Origin of the sequence: Metabacillus sp. 22489, assembly GCF_052044855.1 — a bacterium.
Classification (GTDB): domain Bacteria; phylum Bacillota; class Bacilli; order Bacillales; family Bacillaceae; genus Metabacillus; species Metabacillus niabensis.
On sequence record NZ_JBQENT010000005.1, the window covers coordinates 41,553 to 61,292 of the forward strand.

The 19,740-nt window shown below is 36.0% G+C and carries 14 protein-coding genes and 1 riboswitch; all 14 genes read left to right on the forward strand.

The window, feature by feature from the left end; all coding sequences use genetic code 11:
- Window positions 1-18: 18 nt before the first annotated feature.
- The gene (locus ACTJJ9_RS04365) at window positions 19-1,029 is read left to right on the forward strand and encodes a substrate-binding domain-containing protein (protein WP_095297286.1); all 1,011 of its coding nucleotides are present in this window, start codon (window positions 19-21) and stop codon (window positions 1,027-1,029) included.
- Window positions 1,030-1,296: 267 nt separating this feature from the next.
- Window positions 1,297-1,890 (forward strand): DUF624 domain-containing protein, encoded by a 594-nt coding sequence (locus ACTJJ9_RS04370; RefSeq protein ID WP_170944191.1) that lies wholly within the window; start codon window positions 1,297-1,299, stop codon window positions 1,888-1,890.
- Window positions 1,891-2,444: 554 nt separating this feature from the next.
- Window positions 2,445-3,794 (forward strand): extracellular solute-binding protein, encoded by a 1,350-nt coding sequence (locus ACTJJ9_RS04375; protein WP_145581347.1) that lies wholly within the window; start codon window positions 2,445-2,447, stop codon window positions 3,792-3,794.
- A 206-nt stretch (window positions 3,795-4,000) separates the two neighbouring features.
- Window positions 4,001-4,879 carry a carbohydrate ABC transporter permease gene (locus tag ACTJJ9_RS04380; protein WP_145581348.1) on the forward strand — a complete coding sequence of 293 codons (879 nt, stop codon included), beginning with the start codon at window positions 4,001-4,003 and terminating at the stop codon, window positions 4,877-4,879.
- Window position 4,880: 1 nt separating this feature from the next.
- Window positions 4,881-5,711: a carbohydrate ABC transporter permease gene (locus ACTJJ9_RS04385; protein ID WP_145581349.1), complete on the forward strand. Its 831-nt coding sequence runs from the start codon at window positions 4,881-4,883 to the stop codon at window positions 5,709-5,711.
- 239 nt (window positions 5,712-5,950) lie between these two features.
- Window positions 5,951-6,880, forward strand: coding sequence for a glycoside hydrolase family 113 (locus ACTJJ9_RS04390; protein WP_145581350.1), 930 nt, complete (start codon window positions 5,951-5,953; stop codon window positions 6,878-6,880).
- A gap of 338 nt (window positions 6,881-7,218) precedes the next feature.
- Window positions 7,219-9,684: a beta-mannosidase gene (locus ACTJJ9_RS04395; protein WP_145581351.1), complete on the forward strand. Its 2,466-nt coding sequence runs from the start codon at window positions 7,219-7,221 to the stop codon at window positions 9,682-9,684.
- A gap of 47 nt (window positions 9,685-9,731) precedes the next feature.
- Window positions 9,732-10,793 (forward strand): substrate-binding domain-containing protein, encoded by a 1,062-nt coding sequence (locus ACTJJ9_RS04400; RefSeq protein WP_145581352.1) that lies wholly within the window; start codon window positions 9,732-9,734, stop codon window positions 10,791-10,793.
- A gap of 29 nt (window positions 10,794-10,822) precedes the next feature.
- Window positions 10,823-11,821, forward strand: coding sequence for an aldo/keto reductase (locus tag ACTJJ9_RS04405; protein ID WP_304951817.1), 999 nt, complete (start codon window positions 10,823-10,825; stop codon window positions 11,819-11,821).
- Window positions 11,822-12,065: 244 nt separating this feature from the next.
- Entirely contained in the window at window positions 12,066-13,031 is a 966-nt protein-coding gene (locus ACTJJ9_RS04410; RefSeq protein WP_186324165.1) for a glycoside hydrolase family 113, read from the forward strand.
- 19 nt (window positions 13,032-13,050) lie between these two features.
- Entirely contained in the window at window positions 13,051-13,665 is a 615-nt protein-coding gene (locus ACTJJ9_RS04415; RefSeq protein WP_145581354.1) for an SGNH/GDSL hydrolase family protein, read from the forward strand.
- A gap of 24 nt (window positions 13,666-13,689) precedes the next feature.
- On the forward strand, window positions 13,690-15,039 hold the full coding sequence (locus tag ACTJJ9_RS04420; RefSeq protein WP_145581355.1) for a GH1 family beta-glucosidase: 1,350 nt from the start codon (window positions 13,690-13,692) through the stop codon (window positions 15,037-15,039).
- Window positions 15,040-15,654: 615 nt separating this feature from the next.
- The gene (locus tag ACTJJ9_RS04425) at window positions 15,655-16,998 is read left to right on the forward strand and encodes a C40 family peptidase (RefSeq protein WP_145581357.1); all 1,344 of its coding nucleotides are present in this window, start codon (window positions 15,655-15,657) and stop codon (window positions 16,996-16,998) included.
- A 296-nt stretch (window positions 16,999-17,294) separates the two neighbouring features.
- Window positions 17,295-17,485: riboswitch (cobalamin riboswitch) on the forward strand.
- A gap of 157 nt (window positions 17,486-17,642) precedes the next feature.
- Complete coding sequence (locus ACTJJ9_RS04430; RefSeq protein WP_145581358.1) at window positions 17,643-19,682, forward strand: DUF4430 domain-containing protein; 2,040 nt, start codon at window positions 17,643-17,645, stop codon at window positions 19,680-19,682.
- Window positions 19,683-19,740 lie beyond the last annotated feature (58 nt).

Here is a 19,740-nt window from a genome sequence, read left to right on the forward strand (position 1 = left end):
AACTCGGGGGAAAAGAAAATGAAAAATAATATAACAATGAGAGATATTGCCGACAAATTAGGTGTCAGTAGTGTAACAGTCTCAAAGGCGCTTAATGATAAAGACGGTGTCAGTGATGAACTAAAACAGAAAATAAAGGTCCTTGCTGAAGAAATGGGCTACCGTTATAATGCTTTAGCAAAGTCGATGAAAGAAGGACTATCGTATAACATTGGTGTTATCATTCCAGAACGCTTTGCAGGTATGGACCATCAATCTTTTTATTTAAATGTATACCAAAGCATTACGAGGGTATTAGAATCACATGAATATTATGGAATTCTTCATATTTTAAATAGTAAGGATGAAAAACAGCTGCAATTGCCGCGAATTTACCATGAAAAAAAGGTAGATGGCTTTATTATCCTCGGACAGATAAGTAAAGAGTATATAGAAAAGATTGAAAGCATCGAATTGCCAAAGGTATTTTTAGATTTCTACGATGAACATGCAGACATTGATTCTGTTGTAACAGACAATTTTAATGGTGCCTATGAAATTACGAATTACCTCATTCAAAACGGACACCGTGAGATAGGCTATGTAGGGAATTTATATTCAACGAGCAGTATACAGGACCGCTTTTTGGGCTATTATAAATCATTACTAGAGCATAATTTGAAGCTGAATGAAACGTATATTTTAGATGATCGTGATGAGCATGGTTCATATATTGATATCAAAATCCCGGATCAAATGCCTACAGCCTTCGTGTGTAACTGTGACCAAGTTGCACATAATCTTATTCAAAAGTTAATGAAATTAGGAATTAATGTTCCAGATGACTGCTCAGTTGTCAGCTTTGATAATGATGTGTATGCAACGATTACTTCTCCAGGATTAACAACTGTCGAAGTAGATATTGAAGAAATGGCCTCACATGCAGTGAATTTCATTCTTGCTAAAATTAAAGATGAAACAAAATCATTTGGAAGAGTATTAGTAAAAGGAAAAATAGTATATCGAAATTCAGTAAAAAAAATAGGGTGACTCAGGAAGGGGCTGGCCATCCGATAGACACAGGTATATAGAAAGCTAACCTCATCATTAGTCTATATATATCGTTTGCGGGGCCATTAGTCTTTTGTTTTGAGCCACCTTCTTTTTTGTAAGTACTAATTTTGAACGGAGCCGCTGCTTATTTGGAAAACAGTCTCGTATAAAACTATACTTGCCTTCGTTTTATCATTCGTTCCTTCCTTGATATAATGAAGTGAAACTTAGTACAAGACATTAATGAAAAAGGTAGAGAAAAGAATGAATAGTAAAATCGTTATATTTTTTCAATATCTATATAAATATTTCCTCGTAAGTTTTTATTTTTGGATTTATTTATTGAAAGGGCTTGTTGTCTATAGCTTAGTACCTGCGATTTCCTCGTTATTTAGCGTATTGCGCGATATTAATATGGGAGTTGACGATGAAACAGGCAAGACTGTAAAACAGCTTTATAAGCAGACTTTCGACAAATATAAAGAAAGTAAGCTTACATCCTTTATTTATACATTTATCCTTATTATTCTTTATACGGGGCTTTTCTTTTTCAATAAACAACAAAGTCAATTTTCGCTTATGCTGACGATTTTGTTTATCTATTTTTTAGCGATGGCTTTACTGATGTTAACTTATTCATCAGTCTTCCTATCGTTTAAGAATATGAAAATAAAAGACGCCAATATGTTTGCGTTTGTAACGATTATTAAAAATATTGTAGGGACAGTAGCTATTTTAGTTGTCGTTGGCGTTGTGTACTTTATAGCTGATTATAATTTCTTAGCGTTTATTATTTTTGGACCGTTTATTTACGGATTAGGGGTTATTTTTTCGCTATATAAATTAATCGAGGAATAAATTTTATTTAAGGGTAACTCATGGGATGTTGTATTTCCGTATGAGTTACCCTTTTGGATTTTTTATAAGCTGAATATTCCAATTTGCTTTAAAAAAAATAAAGGATGTATCTAAACTACCGATTAAGAAGATATGATAATCAAATTTTTCATTTATTATTCAGTCTTTTACTGATGTTGGTGCTGGAGCTAATGTTTAGGTAAATAGGATGAATGCTTTGTAGAGTTTAGTAATAATGAAACTTAACGTTAACTTAAAAAGTCGAAAGTATGATTGTTAATATTGTGTTTTTTTACTGAGAAAGTCATTTTTCTTTCCCCTCTTTCTTGAGTTATTTTTTCTTTTAATAATTATGGGAGATGTTTTGGATTTCCAGTGAAATTAAAGGTTTATATAGCATATATAATGTATTTAATTACCTTAATTTTCATACCTGTAACTTTTTTAAAAAATTCGTCGAAAAGTTGTTGACAAGAAAGCGTTACCATCATACAATTAATTTGTAACCTATACGGTAACTTAAATTTAACGAAATAAAGAGAGGGGTCAAAAGCATGAAAAAAGGTAAATTGTTAAGTTTACTTATGGTCATGATGTTAGTTGTTCTTGCAGCTCTTTCAGGGTGTGGCAATAATAAAGAAGGCTCTAATAGTGAGGGTGGAACGCAAGAGGCTGATACTAGCTGGAAGGACAAAGATCCGAAAGATATCAAAGGGGAAATCACAGTTATTAACCAAAGAACAGATATTATTGATACTGTTTTTCCTGAGTATGAAAAAGAATTCCAAAAGAAATATCCAAATGTTGAAGTAAACTTCGAAGCATTAACTGATTACGGCGGTCAAATCACACCGCGTATGAATACACAAGATTATGGTGATGTATTACTTATCCCAACACAAGTTCCGATTGAAGATATCCCTAACTTCTTTGAACCGCTAGGTAAATTAGAGGATATGGAAAAGGATTATATGGGTGTTGAGGAAAGAGCTGTTGATGGAACAGTTTATGGTATTCCGATTGCAGTAACTTACACTGGTGTTGTTTACAACAAAAAAGTATTTGAAGAAGCTGGCGTTACGGAAACTCCAAAAACTATGGATGATTTCTTAACTGCTTTACAAAAGATTAAAGATAACACAGACGCTATTCCTTTATATACAAACTATGCTGCTGGTTGGCCGTTAACTCAATGGGAAGGTGCTTTCACAACTGTAGCTGGAGATGCTGCATACTACAACCAAACAATGGTTAATGAAAAAGATCCGTTCGTTAAAGGAAAACCGCAATATGAATTATGGAAGCTTATGTATGATGTTGCTAACAAAGATTTAATTGAAGAAGATCCGTTAACGACTGACTGGGAAACTTCTAAGGCTATGATAGGTAAAGGTGAAATCGGAACAATGGTATTAGGTTCATGGGCAATCGACCAAATCAAAAGTGTTTCTGAAAACCCAGATGATATCGGTTATATGCCATTCCCGACAAATGCCGACAAAGTTATCTTCCCACTTGGTGCTGACTTCCAAATTGGGGTTAACAAAAACAGTGAAAACAAAGAAGCTGCTTTAGCATGGGTTGATTGGTTTATTCATGAATCAGGATACTCAGTTGAACAAGCTGGTGGTATCAGTGCAGCGAAAGATGTTCCACTTCCAGAAGAATTAAAACAATATGAAGAACAAGGTGTTACTTTCGAACTTCTTACACCTGCTAAAGAAGGTCAAGAAGGATTGCTTGATAAGATTGACAAAGAAGCAGAAGTTGGTTTATGGCTTGAGGATACACCAAAACGTATCGTAGAAGCTGCAATCGGTAACCGTGATGAGTCATTTGACGATATCATGAAAGAGCTTAATGCTGATTGGAATGAGGCATACGATAAAGTAACTGCTGAATAATCAATATGTCATTGATTGCAAGAAAAGTGCGCTTAGCACTTTTCTTGTCTTTCATAACAAGAAAGAATAAAAAGCGTTATGGATGAATGTTCATTGCTGCGTTTGTTAACTCTACTATGGTGTTGATCACCGCCAAAAATTTCTACCTTTTTTTAATAAACTACTTAATTAAGATTATTTTTTATTTCTACCGGGAGGTGTAGTCCGTGTTTAAATTTTCAAACCTATCATATGATGCGCAACGACGGATCTTAATTTTTCTATTCTCGCTTGTGCCGGTAGCGTTGCTTATTACGTTTGCGTATGTACCAGTTGTGAATATGTTCTACTACAGTTTCACTGAGTGGAATGGATTCAGTGAAAAAGAATTCATCGGCTTCCAAAACTATATTGACATTTTTACAGATGCTGAATATTTTGTCGTGTTTAAAGTGAGTTTATATTATTTTGCTGCTACATTTGTGCAAATGGGATTAGCATTATACTTTGCTACAATTTTAACGTTTAATGTTCGATTCAAAAACTTTTTCAAGGGTGTTATCTTTTTCCCTTATTTATTAAATGGTGTTGCGATTGGGTTTATGTTTTTATTTTTCTTTAGACCAGAGGGTACGTTGGATACAGTGTTAAATGCGATTGGTCTCGGAGGAATAATAACACAATGGTTAGGTAATCCCGATGTTATTAACATTTCCCTTGCAGGAACATCTGTATGGAGATATATGGGCTTTAACTTTATTATTTTCCTTGGAGCGATTTCTTCTATTCCTAAGGAAGTCTATGAAGCTGCTGAAATTGACGGTGCAAATAGATGGCATCAGTTTAGATATATTATCTTACCGAGTATTAGAAGAATCATAGAATTAAACTTAATTCTGGCGATTAGTGGTGCTTTATCAGCGTTTGAAATTCCGTATATTATGACTGGTGGATCAAATGGAAGTAAAACGTTTGTTATCCAAACTGTAGATATTGCCTTTAAATACGGAAAAATCGGCCTAGGTTCTGCGATGGCTGTCGTGCTATTGCTCATTGTTATTGTTGTGACTGTCATCCAGAAAAAGTTTTCAAAGGAGAGTGACTAAGATGTATAAACTAAAATATACGCTAGGTAGTATAGGAAAATACGCTTCATTGCTTTTAGGTGCTTTTGTAGCGTTGCTTCCGATCGTTGTTGTGTTTTTCGCCTCCTTTAAAACAAGTGATGAATACACAAGTACAGGTCCTCTCACACCGCCTGAGAATTGGCTGAATTTTGAAAACTATACACGTGCTTTTACTGAAGGTAATATGTTGATGGGATTTGCGAACACGGCGTTTATATTAGTTCTTTCTATTATAGGTGCTACATTAACTGGTTCGATGATTGCCTTTGTTCTACACCGTTTCAAATTTAGAGGAAGCAAATTGTTGATGGGAGCATTTTTACTTGCGACATTAATTCCTGCTGTTACTACACAGGTAGCAACCTTCCAAATCATTAATGATATGGGCTTATTTAATACTAGATGGGCAGCTATTATTTTGTATATGAGCACAGATATTATTGCTGTTTATATCTTCCTGCAATTTATGGATTCGATTTCAGTTTCTCTTGATGAATCTGCCATGCTTGATGGAGCGTCATACTTTACGATTTTCCGTAAAATTATTCTTCCGTTACTTAAACCAGCGATTGTGACAGTTATCATCGTTAAAGGGGTTAATGTCTATAACGACTTTTATACAGCCTTTCTGTATATGCCAAAAACAGAGCTGCAAGTTATATCAACCGCACTGTTTAAATTTAAAGGGCCTTATGGTTCACAATGGGAAGTTATTTGTGCGGGGATTATGATTGCGATCATCCCGACATTAATTGCATTTATTACATTGCAAAAACATATTTACAATGGTATGGCCGGATCGGTTAAGTAAATAATGGTGCTTGATGGGGGACTGATTTGATTACAAGGTCAGTCCTTTTTTTAAGAGAGTTTTTTCGTAAAGTTCATTTGCATTTGCTGATTGTACCGGAAATCACCCTCATGACTTTGATTTGCATAAATATTTCGAATAACAAAGATTGCGGAAACGCTAAAAAATAATAATGATTAGCTCCAGCGTTAAAACAGATAGAACGCTTGTGCATCTTTAGGAATAAGGAGCTGTATAAAATGGAATTTATTAAAGGGTTTACTTTTGGTTGGATGAGTAGAAAAGGAGATTTTAAGAAGCCTGAAGCGAAGGAATCTTTAAGGCTCTTAAAAGAAAGAACGAATACAGATTATGTAATTATTTCATTAGCTGCACTTCAAGATGGTGCTCATACGACAGTTGTCGATTATACGGGTGACCATATGGTGTCTGACGAAGAATTGATAGATATGATTGGTTACGCAAGAGAGCTCGGATTAAAAGTAATTTTAAAGCCGACTGTCAATTGTAAGGATGGTACGTGGCGAGCACATATTAACTTTTTTGATTTGGATGTTCCTTGTGAGCCGAAATGGAAGGATTGGTTTAAAAGCTATACAGAGTACCAAATGCATTATGCGAAAATTGCTCAAGAAACAAAATGTGAAATGTTTATTGTAGGTTGTGAAATGGTTCAAACAGAACGTAGAGAGAAAGAATGGCGAGCTTTAATTGAAGAGGTTCGCGCAGTTTATACAGGCCCGATTACGTATAACACGGATAAATATCAGGAAGGAAATGTGAAATGGTGGGATGCGGTTGATGTCATTTCATCAAGTGGATACTATCCTATTGATGATTGGGAAAACCAATTAGAACGAATTGAAAACATTATTAAGCCATATAATAAACCATTTTTCTTTGCTGAGGCGGGATGTCCGAGTCGTTCGAATTCTCCTTATGTACCTAATGATTGGGGGCTAGAAGGAGAAACGGATATGAAAGCGCAAGAAGCGTACTATAAAGTCATGTTTGAAAAAGCGGGTCAGAAAGAATGGGTTCGTGGCTTTGGTTTATGGGATTGGAAAGCGCTGCTTCATAAGGAAGAAGAGGCGGAGCAAAATGATGATTATGCTGTATACGGAAAACCGGCAGAAAAGGTTATTAAAGAATTTTATGCCGCTAAATAAGTAGAAGTTTACGAGAATTAACTAATTGTTAGTATTAAAAGGGATTTGCAAGATAAAAAGGGTATGGACCGTGACAAGGTACTACCCTTTTTTAAAATTATTTTTGTTAGCTATTTACTTATTTTTGTTATTGTAATAAAGTTGAATTATGATAACAAAAATAATAACAGAAATAACAAAAAGAGTTAAATCGTAATTATTAGATCTATCAACCAAAAACAGCTCAAAAAGCAACGATGTTTACGGAAATAGCCAAAGAAAATGCCGATGTTAGATTTGAATTTAGCAATAGAGATAATCTAACAAAATAACAAAAATAACTTAGGGGTGAAATGGGTATGAAAAAATTAGATTTAAATGGCTCATGGAAAATGAAAAGTGTAAATGATACAGAATGGTTAGAAGTAACTGTTCCAGGGTCTGTTATGAATGATCTGCTTTCACATGGAAAAATTGATGATCCGTTTTACCGTGATAATGAGGGTTATGCGTATGACATTGCATCAAAGGATTATCAATACACGCGTACCTTTGAAGTGGATAATAAGCTATTAACCTACGAACATATAATAATCCGTTTTGATGGTCTTGATACCATTTCCACAATTAAAGTAAACGGACATTTGATAGCGAATACAAACAATATGCACCGTACGTATGAGTTTGATGTGAAGCCATATATAATAGTAGGAAAAAATCAAATAGAGGTTACCCTTCATTCACCAATTCAATATATTACTGAGAAACAAAAGGAAATAAAGTTATGGGGAGTAACGGATGCAATCGAAGGTTTCCCACATATTCGGAAGGGACATAGTATGTTTGGCTGGGATTGGGGTCCACAAATTCCGGATTTAGGAATATGGAGAAACGTCTCAATTCTTGCATGGAACACAGGAAGAATTGAGGACGTATACATTACTCAAGACCATCGGGAAAATGAAGTAGGTTTAAATGTCCGAATTCAAGCTGAGAAGAAGGAACAGGATAAGCTTACAGCAAGAGTAAAGGTAACAGATCCGACAGGTGAAATTATCGAAATTCGTGAACAAGCAATGAATGGATCTGAGGAGAACATAGTGATAGATGTAAAGAATCCACAGTTATGGTGGCCAAACGGTTATGGAGATCAGCCTTTATATCTAGTTGAGGTTACTACCTTAGATGAAGAAGGTATCATTGATGAAAAAACATTTACGATCGGACTTCGTACCATTACTGTTAAGCATGAGCCAGACCAATGGGGAAAATCATTTGAATTTGTAGTGAACGGACTTCCTATTTTTGCAATGGGAGCAAATTATATTCCTGAGGATAATCTATTACCGAGAAATTCTGCTGAACGAACTGAGACATTAATTAACGACTGTGTTGAAGCAAACTTTAATATGATCCGTGTATGGGGTGGTGGAATTTACCCAGAGGATTATTTCTTTGATATATGTGACCGAAAAGGACTAATTGTATGGCAAGATTTTATGTTTGCATGCAGTATGTATGATTTAAATGATGAGTTTAGAGAAACGGTAGAACAAGAAGTAATCGATAATATGAAACGAATTCGACACCACGCAAGTCTTGGAATTTGGTGTGGCAATAATGAGGTTGAAGAAGCTTGGGTTCATTGGGGAGATATGCCTGATGATGATTATAAGCATAAAGCGGATTATATTAAGCTTTTTGAATTTATTATTCCTGAGCTTGCCAAAAAATATGACCCACAAACATTCTATTGGTCTTCATCACCTTCTTCTGGTGGTGGCTTTAATGAACCGCGTAATCCGAATGAAGGGGATATGCATTATTGGGAAGTGTGGCATGGCTTAAAGCCTTTTTCAGAATATGAAAAATTCCATTTTAGATTTTGTTCAGAATTTGGCTTTCAATCCTTCCCAGCGATGAAAACGATCGAAACATTCACAGAGCCTGAAGATCGCAATATTTTTTCTTATGTGATGGAGAAGCATCAAAAAAATGGAGCAGCTAATGGGAAAATTCTCTTCTATTTATCAGAAAACTTCCTTTATCCAAAGGATTTCGATTCACTCCTTTATGCTTCTCAATTATTGCAGGCAGAAGCAATTAAATATGGTGTAGAGCATTGGCGAAGAAACCGTGGACGCTGCATGGGTTCCCTCTATTGGCAGCTAAATGACTGCTGGCCGGTAGCTTCTTGGTCAAGTGTGGACTACTTTGGACGCTGGAAGGCATTACACTATTTTGCGAAAAAATTCTATTCACCAATTCTTCTTTCTTTAAGAGAAGATGGTTCGAATGTAGAAATACATGTAACAAATGAAACAAAAGAAATCGTCAATGCGCGAATAGAGTGGAGATTGCGGAAAAACACATCCGATGTTTTACAGGAAGGTACAGTTATAGCGGAGATTAATGGATTAAAAGCAAATCTATGTGAAACACTTTCCTTTGAGAAGCTATTAACGAAGGAAAATCGAAGAAACACATATGTTGAATGTACATTATTCGTTAATGATGAGGAAATTTCCAGCACGACGTTATTATTTGTGAAACCAAAGCATTTTAACTTTTTAAACCCAGAACTCACATTTGCAGTAAATGAAACTAGTGAGACATTTGAGATTTCGATAAACGCACATGCATTTGCAAAATACATTGAGTTGGATTTGAAATCAGCAGATTGCAAGTTCAATGATAATTATTTCGATCTTTCCAAAGGTACTACGAAAACAATTACGGTTAAAAAAGAGAGCTTAAGTAAAGCGCTTGATCTTGCACAGTTTAAACAAGAGCTTTCAATTCGCAGTGTATATGATATCGCATAAGTGAAAGCTAATTCAAATATGGCCCCTAGGTGGAGTGAGTTAAAAGCATGGCTAAGAAAGTAACAATGCAACAAATAGCAGATTACTTAGGTGTATCAAAGTTTGTTGTTTCCAGAGCCTTATCTGGAAAGGAAGGGGTAAATTCTGCTACAAGAGAAAAAGTATTCCAGGCTGCTGCAAAGCTTGGATACTTTTCTCAAAAAAATCAAAAGCTGGATGAACCTCAAGCAATTGCTCTCAACCAGTCATTAGAATCTGCTCAACAGAAAAATAAGGTTGTTTTAGTTCTAATGCCAAATATTCGTTTTCAAAATAAGGAATCTAGATATTGGGGGCGAATACTAGATGGAATTAGTGAAAGCCTTGAAGGCATCGGTACAGGAATGGTTGTTTTAACAGAAAACAATGTTGAAAGCTTAGAAAATGTCGTAAATCCAAAGGGGCTTTTTGGTGTCATCAGCATCGGTGTTGTTTCTACTACTTTATTACTCGAAGTACACCATTTGGGGATTCCATTAATTATGGTTGATTATGAGGAGCCGTTAATTCCAAGTGATACCGTTTACAATAATAGCTTTGATAGCAGCTATCAATTAACAACTCATTTAATTGGCTTAGGACATAGACGGATTCAATTTATTGGCAATATCAAGTATTCACGTAGCTTTTACGATCGATGGCTTGGGTATCGGAGTGCTCTTGAAAAAAACGGGCTTCCTGTATTAAATAACACGATTGACTATCAGGAAGATGAGATCTTATCGAAAGAAAAAATCAAAAAATGGATTAACAACCTAAGTAAAACATCAATGCCAACAGCAATTGTTTGTAGCAATGATAATATGGCAATGCAAATGATTACCGTTTTACAGGAATGTGGTTTGAACGTCCCAAAGGACATATCGGTCACAGGCTTTGATAATATGGAGTTTTCTTATGAGAGCTCACCAACGATAACAACGGTTGATATTGCAAAAAAAGGGCTTGGCGTGCGAGCGGTTGACATGTTAATGCGAAGAGTAAAGGAAAGAGATACACCATTTGAAAAGGTGTTATTAAGCGGTTCGATTTTATTACGTGAATCAACTGCATCTATAGAAAAATCATAACCTATCTCATGCTGAATGGAGAGGAGAACTTGTCGTACATACCAAAAGAAAATCGTTATGAAAAGATGCAATTTAATTACCTCGGAAAAAGTGGCTTGAAAGTTCCGGCTATTTCGTTAGGTCTTTATCGAAATTTCGGGGATACGGATGATTTTGCTGCTGCTAAGAAAATGATTACGACTGCTTTTGAACTCGGGATCACTCATTATGACCTCGCAAATAATTATGGTGAGCCTTCAGGAAGTGCGGAAATAAATTTTGGGAGAATTCTAAACGAGGAGCTATCTAACTATCGTGATGAGTTATTAATCGCAACTAAAGCTGGATATGATATGTGGCCTGGTCCATATGGGGAATGGGGCTCAAGAAAGTATATGCTTTCAAGCTTAGACCAAAGTCTTAAACGATTAAAGCTTGATTATGTGGACATTTATTATTCACATCGCTATGACCCACAAACTCCATTGGAGGAAACAGTTGGGGCATTAGATACAGCTGTTAGACAAGGGAAGGCATTATATGTAGGTGTTTCGAATTATCCTGCCGACGTTACGCGTAAGGTAATTAAGCTTTTTAAGGAATTAAAAACACCGTTTGTTTCACATCAGCTAAATTACTCGATGTTTCTAAGAGATGCTGAAAATGAGCTATTCAACGTGTTAGATGAAGGGGGCATTGGAGCAATTGTATTCCAGCCTTTATTTCAAGGACTCCTTTCAACAAAATACGTTCATGGCATTCCAAATGATTCACGCGTAGCAAAGGGTGTTGATTCGATATCAGCAGAGCAGGTGACAAAAGAACGGATCGAAAAGGTTCAAAAATTAAAAGCGATTGCAGCAGAAAGAAATCAATCCGTTGCTCAAATGGCAATTGCCTGGACATTGAGACATCAAGTTGTTGCCTCAGCATTAATTGGAGCAAGTAAAACAGAACAAGTTATTGAAAACGTAGGTGCATTGGACAACCTCTCGTTTACATTCGAAGAGCTTCAAGCAATTGATAATATTTTAGGAACATTCGGTTAAAGGTTGGGCGATAAAGCATGAATATCGATATGCTTTTAACGGATCTAAAACATATATGTGCTTAAGCTTCAAACTCATTGATTTTGTTTATTCATTAGAAATAAGCATTAAATCAAGAATTACTGCTACATCTTGCTGATAAACCATTTCAAAGATTTTCTAAAAGATATGGAAATGTCTCGTTAGCATCAAAATAGATACATCTGTTGCATAAGAAAGCATGAGGAATCAAGGAGGGAACAAAATGAAGGAAATATTTGTGAAAGGAATGACGTATGGCTGGAATACGTCGCGTGGTGCCTATCGAACTCCTGAAGCAGTCGAATCATTAGAGAAATTAAAGGAAACAGGTACTGAATGGATCGCATTATCATTTTTCACGTACCAAAATACCTTTTCGTCAACAGACATTACCTTTGATTATGGCTATACAATGACGGATCGAGACATTGAATTTGCTGTGAAAAAGGCGAAGGAGCTCGGAATGAAGGTTTGTTTAAAGCCTGTCGTCAATTCGAAGGATGGGCTATGGAGAGCGAGAATTACTTTTCCTGAGGATGCCACAGGGTATTGGAATAAATGGTTTACTTCCTATACGAATTTTCTCGTACACTATGCTGAGCTTGCTGAGGAGTTTGGCTGTGAAATGTTCTGTATTGGCTGTGAGATGATCGGAACAGAATCACGAACAGAGCAATGGGAAACGGTGATTGAGAAGGTAAGAGAAGTTTATCATGGTCCTATTATTTATAATGCAAACCATGGAAAAGAAGAAGGTGTCGAGTGGTTCGATAAAGTCGACATTATTGGTACAAGCGCATATTATCCAGTTGCTGAAAAGCCTGGGGACAGTGAAGAAACGATGATGAAAAATTGGGAAAAGGTCAAAGGGAATTTACTCAAGCTTCATGAGAAATTTAATAAGCCAATACTGTTTATGGAAATTGGCTGTCGTAGTGCAGAAGGCTGTGCAACAATGCCGTGGGATTTTGAACATACTGAGCTTCCGTTTAGTGAGGAGGAACAAGCAAATTTCTATAGCTCTGTTATGAAGGTGTTCTGGGATGAGCCTTGGTTTGCAGGTTTTTTCTGGTGGGATTGGAGCACGAAGCTTTATTCGATTGAGGAAGCAAAAACAAATACTTACTTTGACATTTATGGCAAAAAGGCAGAAAAGGTAGTCAAAGAGTGGTATGCAAAACAAAGATAATCAAGGGGTGATAGATAAAATGAAAGTGTTATTTATCGGTGATAGTATTACGGAATGGGGAAGACATGGAGACCCTGAGGACATTGGAACAGGCTATGTACGACTAATTCATGATTACTTCGTTACTTTATATCCAAACAAGCAATTTACATTTCTAAATCGAGGTGTTGGGGGAAACCGCATTACAGATTTAGCAGAAAGATGGCAGCAGGATGCAATTGCTCCTAACCCAGATGTTATATCGGTTTCAATTGGTATTAACGATGTATGGCGACAAATCGATCACCCAGAAATGGAACAAGTAAGTGTAAAGCAATTTGAACATCTATATGTTGACCTGTTAACACAAGTAAAAGAAAAAACAAATGCGAAGATTATTCTTATGGAGCCGACCGTTATTGATGAGGATGTAGAATCCCGTGGTAATCAATTACTACCTGACTATGTTGCGGTCATTCGTAAGGTTGCTCAACAATTTGACACAACTTTAGTTCCTACACATAGTGCTTTTATTGATTATTTAAAGGCAAACAATGGATACAAATTAACAACAGACGGAGTTCATATGAATTCTGCTGGCAATATGCTAATGGCAACAACATGGATACAAGCAGCAGGCGAACGATTAAAATAATCATCAACATAGGAGGCTAGAAAAATGGCAATTGTACAATTTTCTAAAGATATGAAATGGGGAGCAGCAACTGCATCCTATCAAATTGAAGGTGCAGCTTTTGAAGATGGAAGAGGCTTGTCTATTTGGGATACGTTTTCACATACACCTGGAAAAGTAAAAAATGGGGATAACGGTGATGTTGCATGTGATAGCTATCACCGTTATGAAGAAGATATTGAAATTTTAAAGGACTTAGGTGTAGATGTTTACCGATTCTCCGTTGCATGGCCACGTATTTTCCCATATGGAACAGGTGAAATCAATCAAAAGGGCTTAGAATTCTATCATAAGTTTGTTGATAAATTACTAGAAGCAGGAATTGAACCAATGTGTACTCTATACCATTGGGATCTTCCACAAGCATTACAGGACAAAGGTGGTTGGGCTAATCGCGAAACAATCGACGCATTTGTTGCATATTCTGAAACAATGTTCAAAGAGTTCGCAGGAAAAATCAAACATTGGATTACGCTAAATGAACCATGGTGTATTTCATTTCTATCAAACTACTTAGGAGAGCATGCTCCTGGAAACAGAGATCTTCAATTAGCGGTTGATATTTCACATAACCTCCTTGTAGCTCATGGTAAAACAGTTAAAGCATTTAGAGCGTTAAATATTGAAGGTGAAATCGGATTTGCACCAAACACAACTTGGATGGAGCCATATAGCAATAAGCAGGAAGATATCGATGCTTGTCGCCGTGAGGTTGCATACTTTGTGGAGTGGTTTATGGACCCTGTATTCAAAGGAGAATATCCGCAATTCATGGTTGACTGGTTTAAGGCAAAAGGTGCTGAGCTTCATATTGAAGAGGGTGACTTAGAAACAATTAACCAACCGATCGATTTCCTAGGTATCAACTATTACAACGGCCAGGTAGCACGCTACAAAGAAAACAGCGGCTTATTTGATTCAGAAGGAATCGACATGGGCTACGAACGTACTGATATCGGCTGGCCTGTATTCCCTGAAGGCTTCTATAAGGTGTTAACATATATTACAGGACGCTATGGTCAAGTGCCGATCTACATCACGGAAAATGGCTCATGCTACAATGACGAGCCTGAAAACGGACGCGTAAAAGATGAGCGTCGCATTAAATATTTAAAACAACACTTAACAGCTTTAAGCCGCAGCATCGAATCCGGCGTTAATATTAAAGGCTACTTAACATGGTCACTTATGGACAATTTCGAATGGGCAGAGGGCTATAGCAAGCGCTTTGGTATCGTTCACGTTAACTATAGAACTTTAGAGCGGACAAAAAAAGACAGCTTTTACTGGTTTAAGCACACAATTGTGAATGGATTTTTCGAAAACGATTATTAATATAGTTTAGGAGGAGGGTGACTTAATAGGGCAGCCTCTGGTATATAGGAAACTAACTTAATCATCAGTCTAAATACTATGTTTGAGGGGTCTGAACCTTTGGGTTTCGGGACACCCTCTTTTTTTGTAGTAACCAACATATAAACAAAAAAGAGAGTGACTTAGAAAAATAGTTGTATTTGATAGTATCGATGAAAAATAAAAACCTAAAAAGATAATTTTCCTTATAACTAGTCAATGTTTAAACCTTCATTAAATTGGTCATACTAAAAACAGAATCTATTTCATTAGCAATCGGGAATTTCGATAGATTTTAACAAAAAAACTATACTAATGATGACATTATGTAGTATGATACCGTTATCATGAAAAGTTTATAGTAACAAATACCTGCTATTTTTTTACACTAGTAATCACTATAAATATATGTTAGAGTTTTATAGTGGCTAAATAAGTAAAATTTTAGGGGCTACTGTTATATTTGAAATATAATTGTAATATTAAAAACATATTTTTGTCACTTTTTGATGATATACTTCTAATTGTGACATAAATAAGAAAATAGTATTGGATATTTTAATAAAAAATCATTTTATAGATACATAGGAGCAGATTATGGATAAGAATTGGAAAGTAGGGAAGAGAATGTCGAATAAGAAACTAGTTGTCATGAATTTGGCTGTCATGATTGGATTAGGTAGTTCATTTGCTATTCCTTCAGCAAAAGCTGAAACGGCGTCTGAAATCCAGCAAGAGCGTTCACAAGTTCAAGCAAATATACAAAGCGCTGAACAGGAACTAAAAAAGGTTCAAGAGGAACTTGCTAGACTAAATGAGCAAGCAAAATCTGTTGACCAAGCAATTAGCGAAAACAATAAAAAGATGAAAGAAATTGAAGCACAAATTACAGCTGCAAATGCTGAAATTAGTAAGCTTGAAACAGAAATCGCAGATTTAGAAGAGACAATTAAAAATCGCACTGAGATCTTAAAGCAACGTGCTATCTCCTACCAACATAGTGGAGGAAATGTCGATTACTTAGAAGTATTAGTTGGTTCTTCTAGTTTCGGTGATTTCGTTAATCGTGCAATTGCAGTTGGCAAAATTGTTGAAGCTGATAACGAATTACTACAACAGCATGAAGCTGACCAAAAATCTGTAAAAGAAAAACAAGCAGCTAAAGTGAAAAAGTTAGAAGAGCTAACAGACATGAAAGCTGAAATTGAAGGTATTCAAAAGACAGTTAATGAACAAAAGAAACAAAATGACGCTTTAAAAGCTAAGCTTAAAGATGAAAAAACTGCTAAGGAACTTGCAAAACAAAGCTTAGAGCAAAAGGATCAATCATTAGCATTACAAGAATCTACTTTAAAAGCTGCAGAAGAAGCAGCAAAAGCTGCACAGGCTTCACAAGATTCACAGGCTACTAATTCAAATTCAAGCAGTAATTCTAGTGATAATTCCGATGCTAGCTCTTCAAAATCTAGCACAGAATCTAATTCTACAGAATCAGATTCAAAGTCAAGTAAGAAAGAAACGACTGTAGCATCAACACCTGTCAATCCAAATGGAACTGTTCAGGACTTAATTTCTGCAGGCTATAAATATATCGGCAATTCTGTTTATGTATTCGGTGGCGGAAGATCTGCATCTGATATTGCAAATGGACGTTTTGACTGTTCAGGATTCGTAGCTTGGGCATTCTCAACTGTAGGTGTTAATGTTGGTGCAAGCACAGATTCTCTTAAAAACACAGGTACTCGCGTTCCAGCAAGCCAAATGCAACCAGGAGATATGGTCTTCTTCGATACGTATAAAAAAGATGGACATGTTGGTATCTATGTTGGTGGCGGTAAGTTTATCGGATCACAAAGCTCAACTGGTGTAGCTATTGCAAATATGTCAAGTGGATACTGGGCACAAAAATTCAACGGTCGCGTTATGCGTGTGAATTTATAATATGAAGTCTATTAAGGGCTAGGTGTAAACCTAGTCCTTTTTATATGATTCCAGACTAACTGTTTACCATCTTAATAAATCCTCAAAGATGACCATTTTATGACTATTTGCCAGCCTCATTTATAGTTGTAATTTTTATTCCCTACTTATAATACGAATAAGCATATAAAAAGGTTGCAAGTTTTAAATAAAAAATTTATTTTTTATTCTTTAACAAAATGAAACAACTCTATGACAAACGTTGACAGGTGATTTATCCTAGACTATGATAAAAAAGTCATATAATGATTTTAAAAATTAATAGAATAAAAATAGGTTGATAGATTTAGCTGTCTATCATGAAAAGGGAAGACCGGTGTGAATCCGGCGCGGTCCCGCCACTGTAAATGGGAGCTCTTTTACAGATATACCACTGTTGTTTAATGGGAAGGTTGTAAAGTGAGTGTTGATCATAAGCCAGGAGACCTGCCTATTTTTTGTCATCAATAACCTACGCGGATAGGGATGATGTTTGAGAACAAAGAAGTAGATAGCTCTTATCTATATATCGTTGTAACAAACACATCTCTGCATAGGGGTGTTTTTTTGTTGCATTGCTTTCTTTAAGTTAAGAAAGGGAAAACATATAAAGGAGGAGTTATTCTTTGAACAAACAATACTTGTCACAACGGTTTATTGCTATTTTTATGATTATGTTACTTGCAATCTTTCAAGTTGTTTCGTTTACTCCACAAAACGTTGAAGCAGCATCGTTAGAAAACGGAGCAACAATTTCAGCTGTTGACCACAATGGAGAGGCAGTTTTACCTTTAACAGCTGTAAATATAAAGGAAGGACAAACTGCATATGATGTCCTAAAGGAAATAACAGAAGCGAAAGATATTCCATTAGATGCACCAATAGACCCGACATACGGACCATTTATTAATAATATAGGGAATGTTACATTACCTGCAGGGCAATATTGGACGCTCAGTATTAATGGTGAACCTGCTACAGTAGGAGCTGATGGCTATACTGTAAAAAATGGTGATAGCCTTCTCTTTAAAGTGTCAGGCTATCCATATGAACAGGTTGATGTGAAAGTATCAGCAATCGATCAAAAAGGAAATAAAATACTTGATGAAACGGTATCCGTTTTTAAAGGTTCAAGTGGCTATGATGCAGTAAAGCTAGCAGGGAAATTAGCTAATGTCGAAGTAGATGCATCAATCGATTCAACTTGGTTTGCCTTTATAAATAATATAGGAAACACAGAGCTAGGTGAGACAGATTATTGGAGTGTTTATTTAAATGATATTTCAATGATGGAAGGCCTTTCTTCATATATTCCTAAAAGTGGTGATCATATTGAATTAAGATTACCAAAGGTAGATGATGAAGGTTCAGGAGAGGAAGAGGATCCAGATACAGGTAATGGGCTACCTGAAGGGGAAAGTCCAAATCCAACCCCAACCCCAGAACCAAATCCAGAACCACAACCTGAAGCTGACCCTGTCACAAAAGAAACAGTAAATGCAACTATTAATCATTTAGCTGACAAATATTTTACAACAAATGGTATTCAAGATCATATGGCAGCAGTTGCTTTAAATATTGTTGGCGATGAATTACCAAAATCATATATAGAAGAGCTTAAAAAGGAAATAATTGATCGAGATGGTGTCTATAGAAATGTTACAGATTATGAGAAAATTGTTTTAAGCTTAACTTCTGCTAATGTAGATGCCTCGAGTTTTGTTGGCTATGATTTAATAGAAAAAATTTATAATAATGAGCGGATGACGATTCAAGGAAATAACGGAGTTGCTTATGCATTAATTGCTCTTGACAGTGGGAACTATGAAATTCCAAGTAATGCAAAATGGACAAGAGAAGCTCTTGTTAAGTATTTATTAAATGAACAACTTGAATCTGGTGGCTGGTCATTAGCACCTAACAGTAAGGAAAGTATCGATATTACAGCTATGATCCTTACAGCATTAGCTCCATATCAAGACCAAGAAAATGTTAAGTCTGCAATAAATAAGGCAGTTGAGTGGATTGCTAGTGAGCAGGATAATGATGGAGGATTTAGTGACGAATATAACGGTGGAGACGCCAGTGAAACAACTGCACAAGTCATTATTGGATTAACAGCTGTTGGTGTTGATCCAACAGGGGAACAGTTTACGAAGCAAGCGACTGTAGAATCAGCTTCTAATCACATAAACCTAATTCAGCACCTTTTAACATTTAAGCAAGAAGATGGAGGGTTTGCTCATTTACTTGCTGATAATGAATCCGATTATATGGCAAGCACACAAGCGCTATTAGCGTTATTAGCATATCAGGATTATCTAAATGAAGGAAAAAGCTCAATCTATCAATTTTCTCAACCAGATACAGAAGTAGTAGTACCTGAAGAGGATAGCGATAATAAAGTTGAGACACCAGCACCAGAGGCTCCAGTTGAGAATAACAAGCCTGTTCCAGCAACTGATAATGAAGCTTCAAACACCGATAATTCAAAAGTAAATCAGAATGAAGGAAATAGCAATGTAGAACAGTTGCAAAAAACGGAAGGACATCAGCTTCCAAACACTGCAACACCACTTTATAACTTAATTGTCATCGGTGTCGTTATTGCGGTTATAGGAACTGCTGTACTTATTTATACTAGACGTCGCTCACAAAATGCTTAATAGAAATGCCCTCTTAATCCTTAGAGGGCGTTTTCCTATTTTTATGCCACAGCGTGTT